At 71.9% G+C, this 21177-nt stretch carries 24 protein-coding genes; 12 read left to right on the top strand and 12 right to left on the bottom strand.

Going from position 1 to position 21177, the window contains the following annotated elements; all coding sequences use genetic code 11:
• Positions 1 to 58 precede the first annotated feature (58 nt).
• Positions 59 to 787 carry a TetR/AcrR family transcriptional regulator gene (locus tag CXQ92_RS06460; RefSeq protein WP_104166247.1) on the bottom strand — a complete coding sequence of 243 codons (729 nt, stop codon included), beginning with the start codon at positions 785 to 787 and terminating at the stop codon, positions 59 to 61.
• A 117-nt stretch (positions 788 to 904) separates the two neighbouring features.
• Here CXQ92_RS06460 and ptsP point away from each other — a divergent pair, with 117 nt between their 5' ends.
• A complete protein-coding gene (gene ptsP, locus CXQ92_RS06465) occupies positions 905 to 2590 on the top strand; it encodes a phosphoenolpyruvate--protein phosphotransferase (protein ID WP_104166249.1) in 1686 nt (561 codons plus the stop codon).
• A 55-nt stretch (positions 2591 to 2645) separates the two neighbouring features.
• Here the strand turns inward: ptsP and CXQ92_RS06470 are convergent, their stop codons facing one another.
• Together CXQ92_RS06470 and CXQ92_RS06475 are read right to left on the bottom strand one after the other, a co-directional pair.
• A complete protein-coding gene (locus CXQ92_RS06470) occupies positions 2646 to 3551 on the bottom strand; it encodes a DUF6807 family protein (RefSeq protein ID WP_104166250.1) in 906 nt (301 codons plus the stop codon).
• On the bottom strand, positions 3548 to 4720 hold the full coding sequence (locus CXQ92_RS06475) for a Gfo/Idh/MocA family protein (RefSeq protein WP_258069763.1): 1173 nt from the start codon (positions 4718 to 4720) through the stop codon (positions 3548 to 3550). Before CXQ92_RS06475 ends, CXQ92_RS06470 begins: the two co-directional genes overlap by 4 nt.
• Positions 4721 to 4893: 173 nt before the next feature.
• Here CXQ92_RS06475 and CXQ92_RS06480 point away from each other — a divergent pair, with 173 nt between their 5' ends.
• Positions 4894 to 5946, top strand: a complete 1053-nt coding sequence (locus tag CXQ92_RS06480; protein ID WP_104166252.1) for a LacI family DNA-binding transcriptional regulator — start codon at positions 4894 to 4896, stop codon at positions 5944 to 5946.
• 45 nt (positions 5947 to 5991) lie between these two features.
• On the opposite strand, the gene CXQ92_RS06485 is transcribed toward CXQ92_RS06480, so the two are convergent.
• The gene (locus tag CXQ92_RS06485; protein ID WP_104166254.1) at positions 5992 to 6216 is read right to left on the bottom strand and encodes a hypothetical protein; all 225 of its coding nucleotides are present in this window, start codon (positions 6214 to 6216) and stop codon (positions 5992 to 5994) included.
• 212 nt (positions 6217 to 6428) lie between these two features.
• Here CXQ92_RS06485 and CXQ92_RS06490 point away from each other — a divergent pair, with 212 nt between their 5' ends.
• From CXQ92_RS06490 to CXQ92_RS06515, 6 genes are all read left to right on the top strand, one after another.
• Positions 6429 to 6725, top strand: coding sequence for a hypothetical protein (locus CXQ92_RS06490; RefSeq protein ID WP_104166256.1), 297 nt, complete (start codon positions 6429 to 6431; stop codon positions 6723 to 6725).
• Positions 6726 to 6837: 112 nt separating this feature from the next.
• Positions 6838 to 7137: a hypothetical protein gene (locus CXQ92_RS06495; RefSeq protein ID WP_146067404.1), complete on the top strand. Its 300-nt coding sequence runs from the start codon at positions 6838 to 6840 to the stop codon at positions 7135 to 7137.
• Positions 7138 to 7330: 193 nt separating this feature from the next.
• Positions 7331 to 8518 carry a Gfo/Idh/MocA family protein gene (locus tag CXQ92_RS06500; protein ID WP_104166260.1) on the top strand — a complete coding sequence of 396 codons (1188 nt, stop codon included), beginning with the start codon at positions 7331 to 7333 and terminating at the stop codon, positions 8516 to 8518.
• A complete protein-coding gene (locus CXQ92_RS06505) occupies positions 8515 to 9669 on the top strand; it encodes a DUF993 family protein (protein ID WP_104166261.1) in 1155 nt (384 codons plus the stop codon). The genes CXQ92_RS06500 and CXQ92_RS06505 overlap by 4 nt, the downstream gene beginning before the upstream one ends.
• On the top strand, positions 9666 to 10547 hold the full coding sequence (locus CXQ92_RS06510) for a sugar phosphate isomerase/epimerase (RefSeq protein WP_104166263.1): 882 nt from the start codon (positions 9666 to 9668) through the stop codon (positions 10545 to 10547). The genes CXQ92_RS06505 and CXQ92_RS06510 overlap by 4 nt, the downstream gene beginning before the upstream one ends.
• Before the next feature lie 9 nt (positions 10548 to 10556).
• Positions 10557 to 10946 (top strand): nuclear transport factor 2 family protein, encoded by a 390-nt coding sequence (locus CXQ92_RS06515; protein WP_104166265.1) that lies wholly within the window; start codon positions 10557 to 10559, stop codon positions 10944 to 10946.
• 78 nt (positions 10947 to 11024) lie between these two features.
• Here CXQ92_RS06515 and CXQ92_RS06520 read toward each other — a convergent pair whose 3' ends face one another.
• From CXQ92_RS06520 to alr, 6 genes are all read right to left on the bottom strand, one after another.
• On the bottom strand, positions 11025 to 11639 hold the full coding sequence (locus CXQ92_RS06520; protein WP_104166267.1) for a GNAT family N-acetyltransferase: 615 nt from the start codon (positions 11637 to 11639) through the stop codon (positions 11025 to 11027).
• Between the two features lie 133 nt (positions 11640 to 11772).
• Positions 11773 to 12858 carry a tRNA (adenosine(37)-N6)-threonylcarbamoyltransferase complex transferase subunit TsaD gene (tsaD, locus tag CXQ92_RS06525; RefSeq protein WP_104166269.1) on the bottom strand — a complete coding sequence of 362 codons (1086 nt, stop codon included), beginning with the start codon at positions 12856 to 12858 and terminating at the stop codon, positions 11773 to 11775.
• Positions 12855 to 13346 (bottom strand): ribosomal protein S18-alanine N-acetyltransferase, encoded by a 492-nt coding sequence (gene rimI / locus CXQ92_RS06530; RefSeq protein ID WP_104166271.1) that lies wholly within the window; start codon positions 13344 to 13346, stop codon positions 12855 to 12857. The genes tsaD and rimI overlap by 4 nt, the downstream gene beginning before the upstream one ends.
• Entirely contained in the window at positions 13343 to 14023 is a 681-nt protein-coding gene (gene tsaB / locus CXQ92_RS06535) for a tRNA (adenosine(37)-N6)-threonylcarbamoyltransferase complex dimerization subunit type 1 TsaB (RefSeq protein ID WP_104166273.1), read from the bottom strand. Before tsaB ends, rimI begins: the two co-directional genes overlap by 4 nt.
• A gap of 9 nt (positions 14024 to 14032) precedes the next feature.
• A complete protein-coding gene (gene tsaE, locus CXQ92_RS06540) occupies positions 14033 to 14578 on the bottom strand; it encodes a tRNA (adenosine(37)-N6)-threonylcarbamoyltransferase complex ATPase subunit type 1 TsaE (RefSeq protein ID WP_104166275.1) in 546 nt (181 codons plus the stop codon).
• Positions 14562 to 15734, bottom strand: a complete 1173-nt coding sequence (alr, locus tag CXQ92_RS06545; RefSeq protein WP_104166277.1) for an alanine racemase — start codon at positions 15732 to 15734, stop codon at positions 14562 to 14564. Before alr ends, tsaE begins: the two co-directional genes overlap by 17 nt.
• An 89-nt stretch (positions 15735 to 15823) precedes the next feature.
• Here alr and CXQ92_RS06550 point away from each other — a divergent pair, with 89 nt between their 5' ends.
• Both CXQ92_RS06550 and CXQ92_RS06555 read left to right on the top strand, forming a co-directional pair.
• Positions 15824 to 16402, top strand: coding sequence for a GIY-YIG nuclease family protein (locus CXQ92_RS06550; protein ID WP_258069764.1), 579 nt, complete (start codon positions 15824 to 15826; stop codon positions 16400 to 16402).
• 82 nt (positions 16403 to 16484) lie between these two features.
• On the top strand, positions 16485 to 17543 hold the full coding sequence (locus tag CXQ92_RS06555; protein ID WP_104166279.1) for a phosphatase PAP2 family protein: 1059 nt from the start codon (positions 16485 to 16487) through the stop codon (positions 17541 to 17543).
• A gap of 7 nt (positions 17544 to 17550) precedes the next feature.
• On the opposite strand, the gene CXQ92_RS06560 is transcribed toward CXQ92_RS06555, so the two are convergent.
• Complete coding sequence (locus CXQ92_RS06560) at positions 17551 to 18690, bottom strand: PfkB family carbohydrate kinase (protein WP_104166281.1); 1140 nt, start codon at positions 18688 to 18690, stop codon at positions 17551 to 17553.
• Positions 18691 to 18813: 123 nt separating this feature from the next.
• On the opposite strand from CXQ92_RS06560, the gene CXQ92_RS06565 reads away from it, so the two are divergent.
• Entirely contained in the window at positions 18814 to 19062 is a 249-nt protein-coding gene (locus CXQ92_RS06565; protein WP_104166283.1) for a hypothetical protein, read from the top strand.
• The gene (locus CXQ92_RS06570) at positions 19059 to 20414 is read left to right on the top strand and encodes a 6-phospho-beta-glucosidase (RefSeq protein WP_104166285.1); all 1356 of its coding nucleotides are present in this window, start codon (positions 19059 to 19061) and stop codon (positions 20412 to 20414) included. Before CXQ92_RS06565 ends, CXQ92_RS06570 begins: the two co-directional genes overlap by 4 nt.
• Here CXQ92_RS06570 and CXQ92_RS06575 read toward each other — a convergent pair.
• Complete coding sequence (locus CXQ92_RS06575; RefSeq protein WP_104166287.1) at positions 20369 to 21169, bottom strand: HpcH/HpaI aldolase/citrate lyase family protein; 801 nt, start codon at positions 21167 to 21169, stop codon at positions 20369 to 20371. The two genes, CXQ92_RS06570 and CXQ92_RS06575, sit on opposite strands and share 46 nt — an antisense overlap.
• Between the last annotated feature and the right edge of the window lie 8 nt (positions 21170 to 21177).

Consider the following 21177-nt stretch of genomic DNA (forward strand, 5'->3'; position numbering starts at 1 on the left):
TTCATTCCTAACCGTAGGCCCCGCAACACTGCGGAGGGATGGCGTCGATCGGGAGGCGTCAACCGCCCGATCGGCTGGATATTCTCTGGAGCCATTCGAGGAAGAGCTTCAGTTCCGAACTGGAGAGCTGATCGGGGTGCGAGGACTGCAGTGCTGCATTGAGGGCGATCGCCGCGACGACCACCGACGGGGTCCCCTCGGTGTCGGTCACGGGATCGGACTCGGAATCCGTGGCCACCGCCGAGATGACGGCCTCACGCGTCATCGCCGAGAGTTCGAGGTTGCGCTTCGCCGCGGGCTCCGAGATCAGCATGAGGGTGACGCCGATGTTGGCGGCCAGCATGCTGCGCGCGGCTTCGTGCGGTGAGACCACCAGGCGGGCCGCCGCGGCCGCCCGCGCCAGGACCTCCTCGAGGAACGCCTCCGCGCTGGCGACCATGGAGGGCCGACGCTCGGGCCGGATGTTGCCGAACATCACCAGGTAGAGGTGCGGGTGGTCGAGGCCGAACCGCACGTGGTTGTCCCAGTGCATGCGGAGGTCCTCGATCGGCTGGCCCGACGTCGGGATGCTCCTCTCGGCCGCCAGGTACTCGGAGAAGCCCTCGGCGACCACGGCGTCGAAGAGCCCCTCCTTGTCACCGAAGTGGTGGTACAGGGTCGGAGCGGTCACCCGGGCGGCCTCGGTGATCTGGCGGGTGGAGACCGGCTCTCCGCCGGACTCCGCGAGCAGTGCCGCGGCCGCCCGCAGAAGCCTGACCTTCGGCGCCGGTTCGCCTCCTTTTTTCATGCCTGCTAGCGTAACACCTATAGCACCGTTATATGAACTGGGTCACACTCTACAATTGCCTTGCGCGACACAATGGTGTTAGACCGAGATCCACCGGCAAGGAAACGAGGACGTTCAATGGAGAATTTCGCAGGTGTCGGGGTCAGCCCCGGACGAGTGATCGGCCCGGTCCGGCACATGCCGCCGTCGGTCGGCGAACCCCCCGCCGGTGAACGTCACGACACCCCCGACGCTCCCGAACAGGCCGTCGCCGCCCTCAGGTCCGCGGCGAAGACCGTCCAGGAGGAGCTCAAGCGCAGGGCCGGCATCGCCAAGGGCGACGCCAAGGCCGTACTGCAGGCCACCTCGCTGATGGCGACGGACCCCCTGCTGCTGAAGTCCGCGACGAAGCTCATCAACAACGGCACCTCGCCGGCCCGGGCGGTCTGGGAGGCGGGCGCCTCCGTGGCCGAGATGCTGCACAACCTCGGCGGCTACATGGCCGAACGCACGGCGGACGTCCTCGATGTCCGCTCGCGGATCGTCGCGGAACTGCGCGGGCTCCCCGCACCGGGCATCCCGTCGTCGGACTCGCCCTTCATCCTGGTCGCCGAGGACCTGGCTCCGGCGGACACCGCCACCCTGGACCCCGCGGTGGTCCTCGCCCTCGTCACCTCCGGCGGCGGCCCGCAGTCCCACACCGCGATCATCGCGCGAGCCCTCGGACTGCCCGCCGTCGTGGCCGCCCACGGCGTGGACGACATCGACGAGGGCACCCTCGCCTTCGTCGACGGCGCCGCCGGGACGCTCACCCTCGAGCCCGGCGCCGCGGAGGAAGCGGCGGCCGAGGCCTACGCAGCCGCCGCGGCCGCGCTGGCCGTGTTCGATGGCGTGGGCGTGACCGCGGACGGGCACGAGGTACCGCTGCTGGCCAACGTCGGTGGGGCCGCCGACGCCGTCAAGGCCGCCGAGGCGAAGGCCCAGGGCGTGGGCCTGCTCCGGACGGAGTTCTGCTTCCTCGGACGCGACACCGAGCCGACGGCGGAGGAGCAGATCGAGGCGTACAAGGGCGTCTTCGACGCCTTCCCCGGCAGGAAGGTGGTGGTCCGCACACTGGACGCCGGCGCGGACAAGCCGCTGCCCTTCCTGACGGACACCTCCGAACCCAATCCCGCCCTCGGCGTCCGCGGCTACCGCACCGACCTCACGTCCCCGGGCGTCCTGGAACGGCAGCTCAGGGCCATCGCGGACGCCGCCGCGCAGGCGAGCGCGGACGTCTGGGTCATGGCACCGATGATCTCGACGGCGGAGGAGGCCGCGGACTTCGCGAAGCTGTGCAGCAATGCCGGGCTGCAGACACCGGGCGTCATGGTCGAGGTCCCCTCGGCGGCCGTCATGGCCGAGTCCATCCTCGGTGAGGTGTCCTTCGCGAGCCTCGGGACCAACGACCTCACGCAGTACACGATGGCCGCGGACCGGCAGCTCGGCTCCCTCGCCGCACTCAACAACTCCTGGCAGCCCGCCGTCCTGCGCATGGTGAAGCTGACCGTGGAGGGTTCGGCCGCCGAGGGGAGCGCGAAGCCGGTGGGGGTCTGCGGTGAGGCCGCGGCGGATCCCGCGCTCGCCGTCGTCCTGGTGGGACTGGGCATCTCGACGCTGTCCATGACTCCGCGGGCCCTCGCCGGGGTGGGCGCGGTGCTGAACAGCATCACGCTGGCCGACGCGCAGCGCATCGCCGGCATCGCAGTGGCCGCGCCGACCGCGGCCGAGGCCAAGGCACGGGCGCGCGCGGAGCTGCCGGTGCTCGAGTCCCTCGGCCTGTAGTCGTCCGGTCGGCTCCGGGCCGGCACCTTCTCGCCGGAGTCCTGACAGCGCGATCTCAGGCGGGATGCCCGGGAGCAGCGGCCCTCGCGGCGCCGAGCGCCGCCCGGAACGCACCTTCCTGCACGGCGCCGTCCGCGACCAGCAGCGACCACTCCCAGCGGAGCACGGCGTCGCGGGCGAGGTGCATCTCCTCATGGAAGAAGGGGGCCGCGCACAGCATCGGGGTCCCGCTGCTGCGGACGAACCAGGGAGACGGGCCTCCCGGATTGTCCGCCGACGGGATCATGAGGACGGACGCACCGGCGGACTGCAGTCCGAGCCAGGCGTGCGCTGTCCCCATGGCGTCGCCCTCCCCGACGGCACCGGCGCCACCGGCGGAGGGTGCGATGATGCTGCTTCCGTCGAACGACGGTGCGAGGCGCAGGAAGAACCCGCCGTACCCGGCGTTCGGGCGGCCTGCCGTCGTCGGGCTGCCGAAGGCCAGCGGACCGCCGCTGACGTTCGCCCAGGTGCTCTGCACGGTGGTCCGGGACCATCCGACGTCGCCCGCCCGCAGGGTGTCCGCGCTCCAGGCCCGCTCCTCCTCGAGGAATTTGCTGCCGTCCGCAGCGCACCAGCCGATCCGCTGCACCACCACGTGGCCCGCGTGCCGGCGGCTGCGCACGCGCTGCGAGCCGTTGTTCGGGAGCTGGACGTAGCCCCGCGCGCCGCTGTAGGTCGGGCCTCCCCACAGGTTCACAGGGTCCTCCTGGCCGGGGACGTCGATGGCCGATACCGTGATGCCGAGCCCCCAGTGCCACGGATGATCGGCCGGCGCGTAGTCGCTGACGGGCTGTCCGCCCGGGGTCAGGACCGGGTGGAGGAAGGGCCGCGGCGCGTGCATGACCGGCTCGTCGCGGCCCTCGCGCAGGACGCCGGCCACCCGACCCTCGCGCGTGGAGAGGGCGTCCCCCGCGCTCATGCCGCGGGGGCTCCGGCGGACGCCCCGGGGCGCCCGTCGATGACCGGCGCCGTCAGGGATCCCCGCAGGGACGGATCTGCGAGATCCTCCCGGGAGACCCAGCGGTCCTCCCGGGCCGACACGTACATGCCGGTGACGATCTCGAGCGCGCGGGCAGGATGGCCGACGACGCCGGGCATGCCCCGACCCGCGATGAGCGAAGGATAGATCTCCCCGAACAGGGCGTCGTGGCCGCTCGGGATCTCCTGATCCGGCAGGCTCCACGACGCCGAGGTCGCCTCGTCGACGCCCGGCGCAGGCGTGATCCTCCAGTGGGCGTGCCCGTGGCCGTAGAGGTGCTCCAGCTCGATCGTCGCCCGCTCCGTGTCGATGCGGAGCAGGCTCGACTGCCGTGGGGCGAGGACCGTCGAGACCACCGAGGCCACCGCGCCCGAGGCGAAGACCAGGGACGCGTGGGAGAGGTCCTCGGTCTCGACGTCGTGCTGCTGCCGCCACAGCGTGGCGCGCACCGCGGACCATTCGCCGAGCAGGTATGCGAGCAGATCGACCTGGTGGCTCCCGTGGCTGAGCGTGGTGCCGCCGCCCTCGGTGGCCCACGTGCCGCGCCACGGCACGGCGAAGTACTCTGCCGTCCGGTACCAGTGCGTCTGGCACAGTGCTGACAGCGGGCGGCCGAGAGCGCCCGAATCGAGCAGTGCCTTCACATGGGCGGCGGCGGTGCCGGAGCGTTGCTGGAAGACGACGGCGAGGCCGCGTCCCGCGGTGCCCGCCGCCCGGGTCATCGTGTCGAGCTCGGCGAGGCTCAGGGCGGCGGGCTTCTCGACGACGACGTGCGCTCCCGCGACGAAGGCCCCGGCCGCCTGCCCGGCGTGCCCGCCGGGCGGGGTGCAGATATGGAGGACGTCGACCGGCTGGGCGGCGAGCATCTCCTCGAGCGAGGAGAAGCGGAACGGGACCCCGTGGGCCTCCGCGAAGGCGGCGAGGTGCACGGCGGACGGATCCGCAGCCGCGACGAGCGCCACCCCGGGCAGGTCCCGCAGGGCCGTGGCGTGGAGCTCCGCCACTCCCCCGGTCCCGAGGATCGCTGCGCGGAGCAGGGGGGCGGTGCCGTCGGCAGGGGCAGCGCGTCGCTCGGCGGAGGGGTTGTCCGCGGGACTCGGCAGGGGCACGGTTCCTCCAGGGTGGACAGGGATCACGGTTCGGGAAACCCTAGCAGAGAAAGCGCTTACCGATCAGGCGCAGCAGGGCTCGGCGTCACCCCCGGCCGTGCAACAATGGCCCTTTCCGTGGAACGCGCTGGGCGGTGGCCGCAGCGGCCGCCCGTACCTCAGGAGTGGAAGCAATGTCGGCACCGGCCAGCAAGAGTCCCGCGACGCTGCATGACGTGGCCAGGGAAGCGGGCGTCTCGCTCGCCACGGCGTCGCGATCGTTGAACGGAAGCACCCGCAAGGTCAACGAGGCCTACCGGCAGCGAGTCGTCGAGGCTGCCCAGCGACTCGGCTACACCACGAACCTCTTCGCGCAGGCAGTGGCCAAGGGAAGCACCACCACGGTGGCGTTGCTCGTGGCGGACATCGCGGACCCCTACTTCTCCAGCATCGCGGCCGGAGTCATCGATGCCGCGAGCGAGGAGGGACTCGTCGTGACGATCGCGGTCACCGGACGCAATGCCCAGCGGGAGCTGGACACCGTGCGGGCGCTGCGCGGACAGCGCCCCCGCGTCATGATCCTCGCGGGCTCCAGGACCACCGGCTCCGCGTTCGAGGATCAGTTGCGCGGCGAGCTCACCTCCTTCGAGGACACCGGCGGGAAGGTGGCCTTCATCAGTCAGGACGCGGCCCCCTTCGCCACGGTTCTCCTCGACAACCGGGGCGGAGCACGTGACCTCGCCGTCGCACTCGCCTCACTCGGCTACCGGGACGTCGCGGTCATCACCGGGCCGCCCGAGATCAGGACGGCCGAGGAGCGTCTCGAAGGGTTCGCGGCGGGGCTGGCGGAGTGCGGTATCCCCCTGCCGGCGGATCGCATCATCCACGCCGACTTCACGCGCGACGGCGGCTACCGCGGCACCCAGGAGCTCCTGGCGTCGGGCGCTTCGGTCGACCTCGTGTTCGCCGTCAACGACGTCATGGCGGTGGGCGTCGTATCGGCGCTCCGGGAGGCCGGGATCGTGCCCGGCCAGGGGATCGGCGTGGCAGGCTACGACGACATCCCGACCGTGCGGGACATCACGCCCGCCCTGACCACGGTCCGCATCCCCCTCGAGGACGTGGGCCGGCGCGCCCTCCAGCTCGCGACAGGTTCCGTGCACGACGCCGGAGCAGCGCCCGCACCCGGGGAGCCCGCGCCCATCAGGACGGAGACGATCATCCGGGGGAGCACGCCCCGCCGGTGATTCCGTGCCGGTGGCCCTGCGCAGGTCCCCGCACCGGCAGGTCCCTCAGGAGGGCAGGACGGACCCGGGGCCGGCGTCGCGTGCTGCAAGCCTCGCGACGTCGTCCACGGGAAGCTCCGCGACCTCGGCCACGGTCGCGATGTCCTCCCCGTGGCTGATCGCATCGGACACCGCTTCCTTCAGGGTCAGCTCGGCGCGGTCGAGCTCGAACTGGACGTCCTCCCTGTCGGCGGCAGCGACACGGATCCTCAGCAGATGGTCCTTCGTCATGGCAGGTGCATACCTCGTATCGTGGTCGGGCGGCGTGACGCCGGCGTCCCACGCCGCGCAGGTCCTGCGCGCAGGTGCGGTGATGGTGCCATTGTCGCGATCATCCTAACCATTCACGGCACGGCGTGGAATGGACCGCCGGACCTCCGATGGATTGTGTCCGTCGCCGGTTCCCGGCCCATGCTGTCGGACCCGCGGCGTACCCTCGTCGCATGGCGGAAAGACCGGGATGGCATGGCATTCCACCCAGCGCGGACCGGTACGTCGCCCCGCTCCAGCTCGAGGCGCCGACCGGTGACATCACCGAGCCGGCCCGCTCCCCCGCTCTGTGGGTGGAGCTGGACTATCCCGACGGGACCCGGCGCACCATGAAGGGATTCGCGATGGCGTGGACGGCCACCACCGTCCGTGCGCAGTGGATCGAGTACTCCCGTGCACGCGAGGCCTGGGTGGACGCCGCGCGCTGCCGACGCCGGACCCTGACGCCGCGTCCGACGCACCCGGCCTGACGAGACCCTGTGTCGAGCCCCTGCCCCTCCCCCTGCCTGCTCGGGCAGCATCCTCGTAGAGTGGAGGGATGAACCGGGCCGCACCGCACTCCACCCCGCCGGGCAGGCATGCGTGACCAGGGCTGCCGGGTGGCACGGACTCCCGCCCACGACGCACCAGTTCGTCTCTCCACTCCAGGTGGAGCCGCCCACCGAGGGCATCACGGAGTCCGTCTCCCCCTCACCTGCGCTCTGGGTGGACCTCGAGTATCCGAACGGCGCACGGCAGACCGTCCGCGGATTCGCCATGGCATGGACCAGCTCGGCGGTCCTCGCGCAGTGGGTGGAATTCTCCATCGCCCGTAGTGCATGGGTGCGTCCGGACCAGTGCACGCGGCGGTCGATCCCTGGCCGCTCGGGCGCCCCGGGCTGACCCGTCCGGCGGGTGTTCCTGCTTCCTCCGTAACGCCCGAGCGGAATGCCGCACGCCGAGCTCGAGGGTCCCGGGCGTCATCGGGGTGGGCGTCCTGACCCACGCGGCCCCTCATTGCCCCTCCCTCCTTCTTCCTCTACACTCGCGGTAAGCGTTTTCCCATATAGCGGTGCCGCCGCACGAAGGAGCAGGAATGTCAACGAGGACAATCGGGATCATCATGAACGGCGCCTCAGGGCGCATGGGCTATCGGCAGCACCTGGTCCGCTCGATCCTCGCGATCCGCGACCAGGGGGGCGTGCTCCTCTCCGACGGAACCCGTGTCCAGGTCGAGCCGATGCTCGTGGGCAGGAACGAGGCAAAACTCGCCGAGCTCGCCGCCCGGCACGGCATCGAGCACTTCTCGACCGACCTCGACAGCGTCCTGGCCGACCCCACCTGGGAGATCTACGCCGACTTCCTCGTGACGAAGGCTCGGTCGGCGGCCATCCGCAAGGCCATCGCCGCCGGCAAGGCCGTCTACACCGAGAAGCCCACCGCCGAGACGGCGGCCGACGCCCTCGAACTCGCCGACCTGGCGGAGGCGGCCGGGATCAAGAACGGCGTCGTCCACGACAAGCTGTACCTGCCGGGCATGCAGAAGCTGAAGCGCCTCATCGACTCCGGCTTCTTCGGCCGGATCCTCTCGGTGCGCGGGGAGTTCGGGTACTGGGTCTTCGAAGGCGGCTGGCAGGACGCCCAGCGTCCCAGCTGGAACTACCGGGCGGAGGACGGCGGCGGGATCGTCGTCGACATGTTCCCGCACTGGAGCTATGTGCTGGAGAACCTGTTCGGCAGGGTCGAATCCGTGTACGCGCGGGCCGTCACCCATATCGACGACCGCGTCGACGAGCAGGGCCACCGTTACCGCGCGAGCGCCGACGACGCCGCGTACGCCGTCTTCGAGCTGGAGGGCGGCATCGTCGCGCAGCTCAACTCGAGCTGGACGGTCCGCGTCGACCGGGACGAACTCGTGCAGTTCCAGGTGGACGGCACCCACGGCTCCGCCGTCGTCGGGCTGTTCGGCTGCAAGATCCAGCCACGCAACGCCACGCCCAAACCCGTCTGGAACCCCGATCTCGAGGACACCCACGACTACGACGCCGACTGGATCGAGGTGCCCACCAACGAGGTGTTCGAGAACGGATTCAAAACGCAGTGGGAGGACTTCCTCCGGCACGTCCTGGAGGACGCCCCCCACCCCTACGATTTCCTGGCCGGCGCCCGCGGCATGTACCTCGCCGAGCAGGGACTCGAGAGTTCGCGCTCGGGGCGCCGCCTCGACCTGCAGGACGTCCGCAGCACCGCCGCACCTCGCCAGGCAGCGGTTCCGCTGGCATGATCACCCTCGTCGATGCGGCCGGACGCACCTCCGCCGTCGAACTGGATCCTGCGCCGGTGTTCGCCAGGCCGGCCGGTCCCCTCACGAGCAGGACCGTCTATGCCGCCGCGCACGTGGTCCCGAGGACCACGGCCGAGAACGTGCCCGGCGCGCCGGCCGACCTCGATTGGGACGCGACGCTCGCCTTCCGCCACCACCTGTGGTCGTGGGGGCTCGGGGTCGCGGACGCCATGGATACGGCCCAGCGGAACATGGGGCTCGACGCCGCCGCGACCCGCGAGCTGATCTCCCGCAGCGCGGCGGAGGCACGAACGGTGGGCGGCGGCCTGGTGGTCGGCGTCACCACGGACCATGTCGACGACGCCGTGATCCCCCTCGGCGCGGTCGTCGACGCCTACAAGGAGCAACTCCACTTCGCCGAGGACGCTGGTGCCTCGGTGGTCCTCATGGCCAGCCGCCATCTCGCGCGGGCGGCGGGGTCCGCCGAGGACTACGAGCGAGCGTACGCAGAGGTCCTGGCCGCGGCCGGCGCCCCGGTGATCCTGCACTGGCTCGGCAGCGCCTTCGATCCGGAACTCGGGAGCTACTTCGGCTCCACGGACACCGGGTCGGCGTCGTCGACCCTGCTCAAGATCATCGCCAACGCTCCGGACAAGGTGGCGGGAGTGAAGATGAGCCTGCTCGACGCGGATGCGGAACGGGCCGTACGCGCACAGCTTCCGGCCCCGGTCCGCATGTTCACCGGGGACGACTTCAACTACGTGTCCCTCATCGGCGGGGACTCCTCGGGTCACTCGGATGCCCTGCTCGGAGCGTTCGCCGCCCTCGGGCCGCACGCCTCGGCGGCGGTCCAGGCCCTCGACGCCGGCGCCCACGACGCCTATGCGCGGATCCTCGGTCCCACGGAGGCCCTGTCCCGGCAGGTCTTCGCGTCCCCCACGTACTACTACAAGGCGGGCGTGGCCTTCCTCAGTTGGCTCAACGGCCACCAGCCCGGCGTCGGCATGGTGGGCGGGCTGCACGCCGCCCGCAGCCTGCCACACCTGTCGGAGATCGTGCGCCTCGCCAACGCGTGCGGCGCCCTGGAGCAGCCTGAGCTCGCCCGGGAGCGCTGGCATGCGATGCTGCGGGTGAGCGGGGTGTCGGCATGACGACGCCGCACGCCCGCCTGTCCGTCAACCAGGCCACCCTGAAGTACGCCTCCCTCCCCGAGGCGCTGGAAATCACGGCCGCCGCCGGCATCACGAGCATCGGTCTGTGGCGCGACTCGGTGCAGGCCCAGTCCCTGCCCGAGGCGGCCCGGCTGCTCGCACTGTCGGGGATGCGGTTCTCGAGCCTCTGCCGCGGGGGCTTCTTCACCGTCCCGGAAGGGGCTGCCCGCCGGGCGGCCATGGACGACAACCGGAGGGCCATCGAGGAGGCCGCGACCCTCGCGGCCGCCGGTGCGGCAGGCTCCGTCCCGGTGCTCGTGATGGTGGCCGGCGGCCTTCCAGAGGGTTCGAACGATCTCGCGGGGGCCCGGGCCCGGGTGGAGGACGCCCTGACCGAGCTGGCGCCCGAGGCCCTCGCCGCAGGGGTGACCCTCGCCCTCGAACCCCTCCATCCGATGTACGCCTCCGACCGCGCCGTCATCTCGACGCTGAAGCAGGCACTGGACCTCGCCTCCCCCTTCCCGCCCGCCGCCGTCGGCGTCGTCATCGACACGTTCCACGTGTGGTGGGATCCGGACCTCCCGGCGCAGATCGTCCGGGCCGGCGCGGAAGGGCGGATCGCGAGCTACCAGGTGTGCGACTGGAGGACGCCGCTGGCCGCGGATGTCCTGCTCTCGCGCCACTACCCCGGAGCCGGGGTGATCGACTTCGAAGCCATCACCGGCGCGGTCCAGACAGCCGGCTATGCGGGCGACGTCGAAGTGGAGATCTTCAACCAGGACATCTGGGACACCGCGCCGGCCGAGGTCCTGGCGCGGACGATCGGGAGCTTCGACGAGAACATCGGCGCACACCTGCGGACGGGCATCCACCGGTAGCATCGGCCCATGGAATCTACCGAGGTCGTCCGGCGGTACTGGTCGTCGGTGTGGAGCAGGGACTGGACCGCGGTCGGGCAGACCCTCGCCCGGGACGTGACGGTGTTCTGGCCCGTCACACGGGAGGTCATCCGCGGCAGGGACAACGTGGTGGCCGTGAACTCGGAGCGACCGAACGGGTGGAGCATCGACGTGCTCGAGGTCTACGACGCCGGCGAGGCGGTGGTGTCCGAGGTGCAGGTGCCGCAGGAGGACGTCGGGATCTTCCGCGTCGTGTCGATCTGGACGGTGTCCGACGGCGTGATCACCTCGGGCCGGGAGTACTGGACCCTGTACGGCGGCGAGGACGGCCCCGACTGGCGCCGGAAATACGCCGCCATCGGGGATCTCCCCTCCTGAGTGCCTCGTACGGCACGCGCGAAGGACACGGCAGCCGCATCATGACCGACCGTCCACGCCGCGCGCGGTACTCCTGCCCTAGCTCGCGATGAGGCTCCGGTACTGGGGGTTGTCCGCCAGGAACGCCTGGACCTGGTCGCAGTACGGCAGGGCGGCCAGGCGACGCTTGTGGGCATCGAGCAGGACCTTCTGGATGAGAACGCCCTCCAGCCCGGCCCCCTCGAAGGCCGCGGCGACCACGGTGCGGTGCAGCCGCAGGGTGCCCGCCCGCAGGGAATAGGTGAGATAGCCCGCGAGCATCCCGTCCTGGAAGAGCTCGAAGCGATGATTCATCGGGTTGTCGCGGAAGGCACCGGGACGCTCCGCCACGCCCGAGCCCTCACGTGCCTCGGCGGCGCGCCGGTCCAGCTCGTCGGCGAGGCGGTCGTAGTCCTCCTGTGCGCCGTACGGCGGGAAATCGGCGTCGAGCACCTTGTACATCTGGTTGACCAGGCGGCGGAGCTGGCGCGTGGTGGTACCGGTGAAATCGTGGGGCAGGATCAGCGGTTCGACCGGAGGCTGCGCCGCTCCGAGACGGCCGGTGGCCATTCCGGGCCACGCGTCATAGGCGGTGTCGTGATCGGTGGGGAGTGCGGGAGCTGCATCGTCATCGAGGCGAGCGGTGGTGGAAGAAGTCCGGGCTACGGGTGTCATGGCATTGACCTTCAGGTCAGAAAGGAGCAGGCCGTTTTCTTGACCTTCCCCTAACCTAGCCGCCGGCTAGGACGATGTAAAGCTAGTTTATCTAGTAATAAGCATGCTCACCATCAGGGGTCCGGTCGAACGGCTAGGCCTCGGCGAGCATGACGCTCGTCACGGGGAGGGACGGATCGGTCCCGAACGCGATACCGCTCGGGCTGCCCCCGTCCAGCACGATCTGCGCTCCGAGAGCGGCCACCATGGCGCCGTTGTCCGTGCAGAGCGAGGGCGCGGGAATCGTCAGGGTGATGCCGGCGGCAGCGCACCTCTCGCCGGTCAGCTCGCGGAGCCGCCGGTTGGCGGCCACTCCCCCACCCAGCAGCAGGTTGGTGATCCCGTGCTCGCGGCAGGCGAGGACGGCCTTCGCCGTGATGATGTCCACGACGGCCTCCTGGAAGGACGCCGCGATGTCCGCCACCGGCACCTCCAGCCCTGCCGCCTCGTACTGCTCCACCGAGCGGGCGACGGCGGTCTTGAGACCGCTGAAGGACCAGTCGTAGCGGTGCGGGCCGGGCTCCTCCGCGCTGCCCATGTACTTGGGCTGCGACAGGCCGCGCGGGAAGCGGATGGCCTTCGGATCGCCCTGCCGTGCCAGCCGGTCGATGGCCGGACCGCCGGGATAGCCGAGGCCCAGGATCCGGGCCGTCTTGTCGTAGGCCTCGCCCGCGGCGTCGTCGATCGTGGATCCGAGCAGTTCGACGTCGTTCGCGATGTTGACCACGCGGAGGATCTCGGTGTGCCCCCCGGAGACGAGCAGTGCGCCGAGATTCGGCGGCAGGCCGTCGCTGAACGTGCCGCCCACCATGCCGACGCCGACGTGCGCCACGAGGTGGTTGATCGCGTAGAGCGGCTTGCCGGTGGCGACGGCGAGCGCCTTCGCCGCGGAGACGCCGACCATGAGGGCGCCGGAGAGCCCGGGACCGGCGGTGACGGCGATCGCATCGAGCTCGTCGAGCGTGACGCCGGCGTCGTCGAGCGCGGCCCGGAGGGTCGGGACGAAGGCCTCCAGGTGCGCCCGCGAGGCGATCTCGGGGATGACGCCGCCGAAGCGGACGTGCTCGTCCATCGAGGAGGACACGGTGTTGGTCAGCAGCTCGGTCCCGCGGACGATCCCGATGCCGGTCTCGTCGCACGAGGATTCGATGCCGAGGACCAGGGGTCGGTCGGTGGTCACGGTGTTCCTCCCCCGTCCGTGGTGTGGCGGTCCGCGGTGCCGTCCGCCAGGACGAGCCGCATCACCCAGGCATCCACCCCGTCCCGGTAGTACTTCCTCCGGGTGTGGATCTTCCGGAACCCGAACCGGACGTACAGGGCCTGGGCGCGGGGGTTGTCGGCGCGGACCTCCAGCATGACGTTGTCGGCGCCGCGCCGGCGGGCCTCCTCGAGCAGCTCGGTGAGCAGGGCCCGTCCGATGCCCCGGCCCTCGAAGCGCGGGAGGACGCCGATGGTCTGGATGTCCGCCGTCGTGTCGATCACCATGAGGCCTGCGTACCCGACGGCCTCGCCGTCCACCTCGGCCACGAGGTAGCGCCGGGTGTCCGGCTGGAAGAACTCCGTGTAGAACATCTCGAGCGGCCAGGCGTCGATGGGGAACAGTTCGTTCTCGAGCCGGCCGATCGTCTCGATGTCCTCGAAGGCGAGGTCCCGCAGGAGGAAGCTCACGCCGTCGCCCGCTTCCTCGGCCCGGGCACCTGCGCGTCCGATTCCCGCAGGTAGAGCGGCGAGGTGTCCCGCAGGGGCGCACCGGCGAGCAGTCGCAGGCGGGCCACGCGGGCGAGGGACGCGGCGTCCGGGTCCGACGCCGCGAAGGACGGCACGCCGTCGACGTCGTCCGGGTACAGGCTCGCGGCCCGGCCGACGAGCGGCTGTCCGCCGGGGAGCGCGGACGCGGAGCCCACGTGCGGGCCGTCGAGGAGTTCGGGCAGGGCCCCGGGCTGCGACGGCGCCCGGTACGCCGCCCAGTACACCTCACCGCGGCGCGCATCCGTCCCCGCGAGGAACGCGCTGCCGGCCGGCACCGCGCCACCCGCTGCGGCGTCGAAGGCCAGGGCGTCGAGGCTCATGACGCCGTACAGGGGCACGCCCCACACGAAGCCGAGCGTCCGGGCGGTGACGAGACCGGCGCGCAGGCCGGTGAACGGCCCCGGGCCGACGCCGGCGACGACGGCGTCGAGCTCGGTCCCCGCCACCCCGGCGTCGGACAGGATCCGGTGCACCGCGGGTGCGAGGACCTCCGCGTGCGAGCGCGTGTCGGCACTGGCGAACCGGCCGACGACGGCGTCGTCGTGCAGGAGCGCCACGGTGGCCGCGGCGGAGGTGTCGAGGGCGAGGAGAAGCACCCGACAAGCCTAGTCGAGCGGCAGCGCCGGCACCCCTCCGCGCCAGCGTGGGCCGGCGCCGGAGAGCGTGACGGTGCGCACCTCGTCCTCGCCGTCGTCGTCGAAATCCGTGACGAGGCCGCGCGGCCCACCCGGACCGGTGCCGCCCAGCGGCCGCGTGATGTCCACCCGGAGCCAGCTGTCGGCCAGGTGCTCCACGCGCCCGGCACCCCACTCGATGACCGTGACGTTGGCATCGAGGGTGGCCTCGAGGTCGAGGTCGTCGACGGCCGACGCGCTCTCGAGGCGGTAGGCGTCCACGTGGACGAGGCCCGGGCGGCCGTCGCGGGAGCGGTGCTGGCGGACGAGCACGAAGGTGGGCGAGATGATGCGGTCCTCGACGGCGAGGCCGCGCCCGAGCCCCTGGGTGAAGGTGGTCTTGCCCGCGCCCAGTTCTCCCGAGAGGACCAGCAGGTCCCCCGCCCGCAGGTGCCGTGCGAGGCCGGCGGCGAGCGCCTGGAGCGCGGCGGCCGAACCGACGTCGTACGACGCCGACCACTCAGGAGCCGGTGCCATCGCCGCCCTCCCGGGGTGCGTCGAGGTAGACCCGTTCCACCCGGTCGCTGATGCGGGTGACCACTTCGTAGTTGATCGTCTGCGCGGCGGCGGCCCAGTCCTCGACGGGCGGCGCGTCCCGGCCGCCGAACAGGACGGCGCGCTCACCCAGCGGGCTCGCCGGGGTGTCCACCAGACCGGTGGCGCCGAGGTCGATGACGAACTGGTCCATCGCGATCCGCCCGACCACGGGGTACACGCGCCCGCCCACCTGGACCGGCGCCCCGGTGGCGATGCGGGGGACCCCGTCCGCGTAGCCGACGGGGATGAGCCCCAGCGTGGTGGGCTTCCGGGTGCGGTACGCGTACCCGTAGGAGACGCCCTGGCCCGCGGGCACCTCCTTGCAGTTCGCGACCGTGGTGCTGAACGTCATGACGGGCCGCAGCCCCAGGTCCTCGGATCCCTGGTCGGCGAAGGGCGAGAGCCCGTAGATCCCCAGGCCCACCCGCACCAGGTCGAAGTGGCAGTCGGGCCGGGAGAGGGTCGCGGGGGTGTTCGCGAGGTGCCGCACCTCGACGTCGATCCCGGCCTTCTCGGCGGCGGCGACGGCGTCGCGGAACGCCTGCACCTGCAGGTCGGTCTCCGGCCGGGCGGGCTCGTCGGCGACGGCCAGGTGGGAGAAGACCCCGACGACGCGGATGAGGCCCTCCTCCTGGTGGGCGACGGCGCGGCCGAGCAGGGCCTCCCACTGCTCCGGCGGGCAGCCGTTGCGGCCCAGCCCGGTGTCGATCTTCAGGTGCACGATGGCGGGGCGCTCCAGCTCGCGTGCGGCGGCGACCACGTGCTCCAGCTCCCAGCCGGAGATCCCCAGGTCCAGTCCGTGCTCCACGCCCGCGGTGAAATCGGTGCGCGACGTGTGCAGCCAGGCGAGGATGGGCGCCTCGATGCCGGCCTTCCTCAGGGCGACGCCCTCGCTGACGTGGGCCACGCCGAGCCACGCGGCTCCCGCCTCGAGCGCGGCACGTGCCACCGGGAGCGCCCCATGGCCGTAGGCGTCGGCCTTCACGACGGCCATCACACGCGCCGGGTGCGCCACGTCGCGGAGGTGCCGGATGTTGTGCCGCAGCGCATCGAGGTCGATCTCGGCGGCGCGTTCGGGGAAAGTCACCCGGCCCATTCTGCCAGTTCGGCCCGCCCGTCCGCCGTCCGGTGGGTGCACGGGCCGTGGGGTTGCGCCCGGCCACACCTCGGGGAAGGATCGAAGACATGTTCGATCCGGAGCAGGACGGCCGCACCTGCGAGCTCCGCCGCGAGGACGGGCGGCCCTGCGGCGGGGCCGTGGGCGGCGCCCCCGTTCCGGTCTGTCGGGCCCACGCCGCGGTGATCGGCGAGTGGGTCGCCGACGAGTACGGCGTGACCGACGTCCTGCCCGGCGCGTGCCGGGCCTGCGGCTCGCGCCTAGGTGTCCGGTATCCCTCCGCCTGGGTGTGCGCCGCCTGCGAGTGGCGGGTCGGCGACGTCCTCGACGACGGCCTGCCGCCGCCGCGCGTGGACATCGTGTACTACCTCAGGTTCGAAAGCCGCATCAAGATCGGCACGACGGCGAATCCGCGGCAGCGGCTCGCCCGCCTGTGGCATGACGAGGTACTGGCGTTCGAGAAGGGGGACCGGCTGGTGGAGCACCGTCGCCACCAGGAGTTCGCCGCCTCACGCCTCGGCCGCTCGGAGTGGTTCGCGGCGTCGCAGGACCTCGAGGAGCACGTCCGCGACCTCGCCGCGGGGGTCGAGGACCCGTGGGCGCTGTACGCCCGGTGGCTGGGCGAGGCGGCGGCGTTACGGGGCTGAACGAGCCTGCCCTGAGAAGCAAACACCGGATGAACGGGGTGCCGGGTGGATGAAGGGCACCTTAATGCATTAGAACTGTTTGATGAAGTCCGCGCCCTTGATGACGGGGCATGCCCCTTACAAACTCTTCCGCACAGCCTTCGCGGTGGCGGCTGCCTTCGCCGTGCTCACCGCCCTCGTGGCCGTGGTCTTCGGCCTGCCCCTGCGCGATCCCGACGGCTTCCTCGGCCCCAGCTACGTCCGGCTGCCCCTGCTCCTGGCGGCGCTGATCCTCGTCGACGTGATCACCTCCATGCTGCGCAGTCGGCCCGCCCGGGGGGACGTGCTGCGCGCGGCGGCCGTCGAACTCCGCAGGCGCTGGCCGGCCCCGCGGCTGGTGGCGACCTCGGCGGGTCTGCTGACCTTCTACCTGGCGTACGTCTCGTACCGCAACATGAAGAGCTTCCTGCCGTTCGTCCGCGACCGGGTGACGGATCCGCTCCTGCAGGCGAGCGACCGCTGGCTCGCCGGCGGCGACCACCCCGGCGACGTGCTCCAGCAGGTCCTCGGCACGGGAGCGAGCGCGCACGTCCTGTCCGCCGTCTACGTGTCCTACCTCGTCTTCGTGCCCGTCTCCGTGGCTGCGGCGCTCGTCTGGTCACGCCGGCTCTCGCACGGCGCCTGGTACGTCACCGCGCTGTCCTTCAACTGGATCCTCGGAGCGCTCAGCTACTACGCCCTGCCCTCCCTGGGCCCGATCTACGTCGAACCGAAGCACTTCGCGGACCTGCCGGACACCGCCGTCACCGCGCTGCAGGAGTCCCTCTACCGGAACCGGGTACGGGTCCTGGGTGACCCCCACGCGACCCAGTCGGTCCACGGCATCGCCGCCTTCGCCTCCCTGCACGTCTCCGTCGTCTTCACCGCCGCCGTCATGGCGCACCTGCTCAACCTGCCGCGCGTGATCAAGGCGGCGCTCTGGGTCTACATGCTGCTCACCGCCCTCGCCACCGTCTATTTCGGCTGGCACTACGTCGTCGACGTCGCCGCCGGCGCAATCCTCGGTGCCCTGGCCATCTGGCTCGCAGCACGCGCGACGCGGTCCGGGGAGGAGGCGCCGCCCCGGACGGCGCCGGTCCTGGCGACGGCGGGCAGCGTGTGAGGTCAGGTCACCGGACGCCCGGTGCGTCCGGGCCGCCCTCGCAGGGACGGACCGACGGTGAGGCGTCGGAATGCCGCGCGATCGTCGCCGCTGCCCTGCGCGATGCCTGGCCCGGGACGTCGGACACGAGGTCCTCCAGGAAGGCGTAGCGGCGCCGCAACTGCTTCTGCACCGCGTCGCGTCCCGCGCTGACCCGGTGCCACCAGTCCGCGATGTCACCCCACCCGGGAGCTGCCAGCGAACCGCCGACGTGCTGCACGGACAGCGAGGCGCAGAGATTCGCGAAACCCAGGCGTTCGGCGAGCGGGAAGCCCGCCAGGTCGGCCATGACGAAGGCGGCGCTGAAGCAGTCGCCGGCGCCCGTGGGGTCGTGGGCGGACACGGGAAGGGCGGGCACCCACTCCTCCTCCCCCGTGAGCGAGTCGATGGCGATCGCGCCGTGCTGGCCGACGGTGACGACCGCGACCGGAACCCGGTCCGCCAGCGAGTACAGCGCCGCCCACGGATCGTCCATGCGGGTGTATGCCATGGCTTCGACGGCGTTCGGCATGAACGAGTAGAAATGATCGAGTGAGGCGAGCGTCTCGGGCGCCCACGCACCATCCGGGTCCCACCCCACATCGCCGAAGAGTTTCGTGCCGCGGGCCGCTGCCGCCTCCGCCCATGGCTCGATCTCCTGCTCCACGCTGACGACGGCGGCACGGCACGACGGCGGCGGCGCTCCGATGAGCTCGGTGGCGCGCAGCGGCGCGGCGTGGCCGTGCGTCACCATCGACCGGTCCTGGTGCACGGAGAGGGAGACCGTGACCGGAGAGTGCCACTGCCCGAAGACGCGCGAGCGGGACAGGTCCACGTGTTCCTGGTCCTGCAGCACGTCCCAGTTGAACTGCCCGTAACCGTCGTCGCCGAACGCCGCGGCGAGCGTGGTGCGCAGACCGAGGCGGCTCGCGGCGATCGCCTGGTTCGCGATCCCTCCCGGGCCGGAGCCCATGCCGTCGGTCCACACCTCGGTGCCCGGCGCCGGAAGCCGCTCCAGCCCCGTGAACACGATGTCGAAGAAGACCTGCCCGGTGAGGAGCAGGTCGAACTCGGGCCCGTCCGGGCCCCGCGTGGCTGCCAGGGGATCGAAGCGGTGCTGTTGGGCCATGTACGGCACCTTACTGGTCCGGCGAGAGGTCGGCGGCCCGCAGGAGTGCTCGTCTTGTGGAATCACCCCGAGGGGCGAGGATCCGGTGCTTCTTCCGTAGGCTGGAGGCATGGCAGGGACACCATGACCCCGGACAGGGACAGCGGCAGGGACACGGGCATCGACCGGTATCCGGGGGAGCCGTCACCGCTGCTGCCCTTGGGCGCCCGCATCCTGATCGGCGTGGCGGCCGTGGTCTTCGCCCTCTCGCTCGCCTTCGTGCTCGCGTACACCACGTCGGTGCCGGTCCTGGTATGTGTGCTCATCGGCCTGGTCCTCGCGGGAGCGCAGGTGTATGCCCTGCGCCGCGCCCTGTTCCGCGGCGGCCGATGAGCGCCGGCGCCACCCTCGTCGTCGTGGGGGGTGGGGGTTTCCGCGTGCCCCTCGTGTACCGGGCACTGTCCCAGGCACCGTTCACGGGACTGGTGTCCCACGTGGTCCTGGTGGACAGCTCGCCGGACCGCGCCCACGCCATCGCCCGTGTGCTCGGCGCACTGCCGTCGGGCGCGTCACCTGCGCCGTCGGTCCGCGTGGCAGCCCGGCTGGAGGACGCACTGCCCGGCGCCGACCTCGTGTTCGCCGCCGTGCGCAGCGGCGGGGCGGAAGGCCGGATCCTCGACGAACGCGTGGCCCTGGCCTCCGGGCTGCTCGGCCAGGAGACCGTGGGAGCCGGCGGCATCTCGTACGCCCTCCGGTCCATTCCCGACATGATGCGCGTGGCCACGCTGATGCGTCACCTCGCCCCCGACGCCTGGCTCATCAACTTCACCAACCCGGCCGGCATGGTCACCGAGGCGCTCTCCGCGGTCCTGGGCCACCGCGTGATCGGCATCTGCGACTCGGCGTCGGGCCTCGTCACCCGGGCGGCCCGCGCCGCCGGCGTGGATCTGCGCGGGTCCCTCGCCGGGGTGGACTACGTGGGCCTCAACCACCTGGGCTGGCTGCGCCGGCTCGACGACGGCGGCGCCGACCGCCTCCCGGGGCTGCTCGCCGACGCCTCGCGCCTGGCGGGCTTCGAGGAGGGACGACTCTTCGGCCCGGATCTGCTCCGGGTCCTGGGCGCGCTGCCCATCGAGTACCTGTTTTACTACTACTTCCATCGTGAGGCCCTGCGCTCCATCCGCGCCGCCGACAGGACGCGCGGCGAGACGCTCCGCGACCAGCAGGCGGACCTCTTCCCCCGACTCCTGGCGTCCGGGGATCCGCTCGCGGTCTGGGAGGCCGCGCGGCGCGAGCGGGAGTCCGGCTACCTGGCCGAGGCCCGGACGGCGGAGGAGGAGCGCGACGAGGCGGACCTCGCCGGCGGCGGCTACGAGCGCGTCGCCCTCCAGGTCATGCGCGCGCTGCTCACCGGACGCCGCGCGGAGCTGATCCTCAACGTCCCCAACGGTGCGACCTTCGGGGAGCTGCCCCCGGATGCCGTCGTCGAGGTGCCGTCCGTGGTGGACGCCGGCGGCGCCCGTCCCCTGCCGGCGGCGCCTTTGGCACCCCACCAGCTGGGGCTCATGGCCGCGGTGAAGGCCGTCGAACAGGACACGATCCGCGCCGCCGTCGACCGGGACCGCGATGCCGCCCTGCGCGCCTTCGCAGGGCATCCCCTCGTGGACTCCTTCCATGCCGCCACCCGCGTGCTCGCGGGTTACGAGGAGGCGTTCCCGGCGCTGAAGGCGTCCTGGTCCGGCTGATCCTGCCGGGCCGTCCGCGCCTGTCCGTGCAGGGCCTGGACGCCCAGGGCGAGCAGGCCCGTGTCCGTCGCCGCGGCGATCCAGTCGAAGCCCGCCGCCGCGAGCAACGCCGCCCGGTCGGCTGAACCCCCGTACGCGCCCGCCCGGATCCCGGCCTGCCTGCAGGCACGGACGATCCGTGCCAGCGGTGCGCCGTCCTCCGCGGAGGACAGGAGGTCGTCGACGTCCAGCCCGAGGGCGAGCGACAGGTCGAACGGCCCGACGAAGATCATGTCCACGCCGGGGACGGCGGCGATCGCCTCGACCGCCTCGAGCGCGGCGGCGGTCTCGATCATGACGGCACAGAGCGGTACGGCGACGGGGGCGTCGTCGGCCCCCGGACCGTGCACCGCCCGACTGCCCGGCAGGGGCCCCCAGCTGCGGGCGCCCCGTGGCGGGTAGCGGCCGGCCGACACCGCCGCTTCCGCGTCGGCGACGCTGTTGACGAGCGGGACGACGACGCCGTCGGCTCCGGCATCCAGCGCCCTGCCGATCAGTGCGGCGTCATTGGCCGCGACCCGCACGAGCATGGGGGCGGCGTCCGCGGCCCGGAGCGCGAGGGCGTCCCTGAGCGACCGGTCGTCGAAGTGCCCGTGCTGGGCGTCGAGGCCCACCCACCCCACGCCCGACCGCGCCAGTTCGCTGGTCAGGCGGGGCTCCCCGAGCGTCGCCCAGGCGCCGAGGAGCGGATGGTGGACGGCTGGTTCAGTAGTCATGCCCCATT

This window comes from Arthrobacter sp. SX1312 (genome assembly GCF_002929295.1).
Classification (GTDB): Bacteria; Actinomycetota; Actinomycetes; order Actinomycetales; family Micrococcaceae; genus Arthrobacter_D.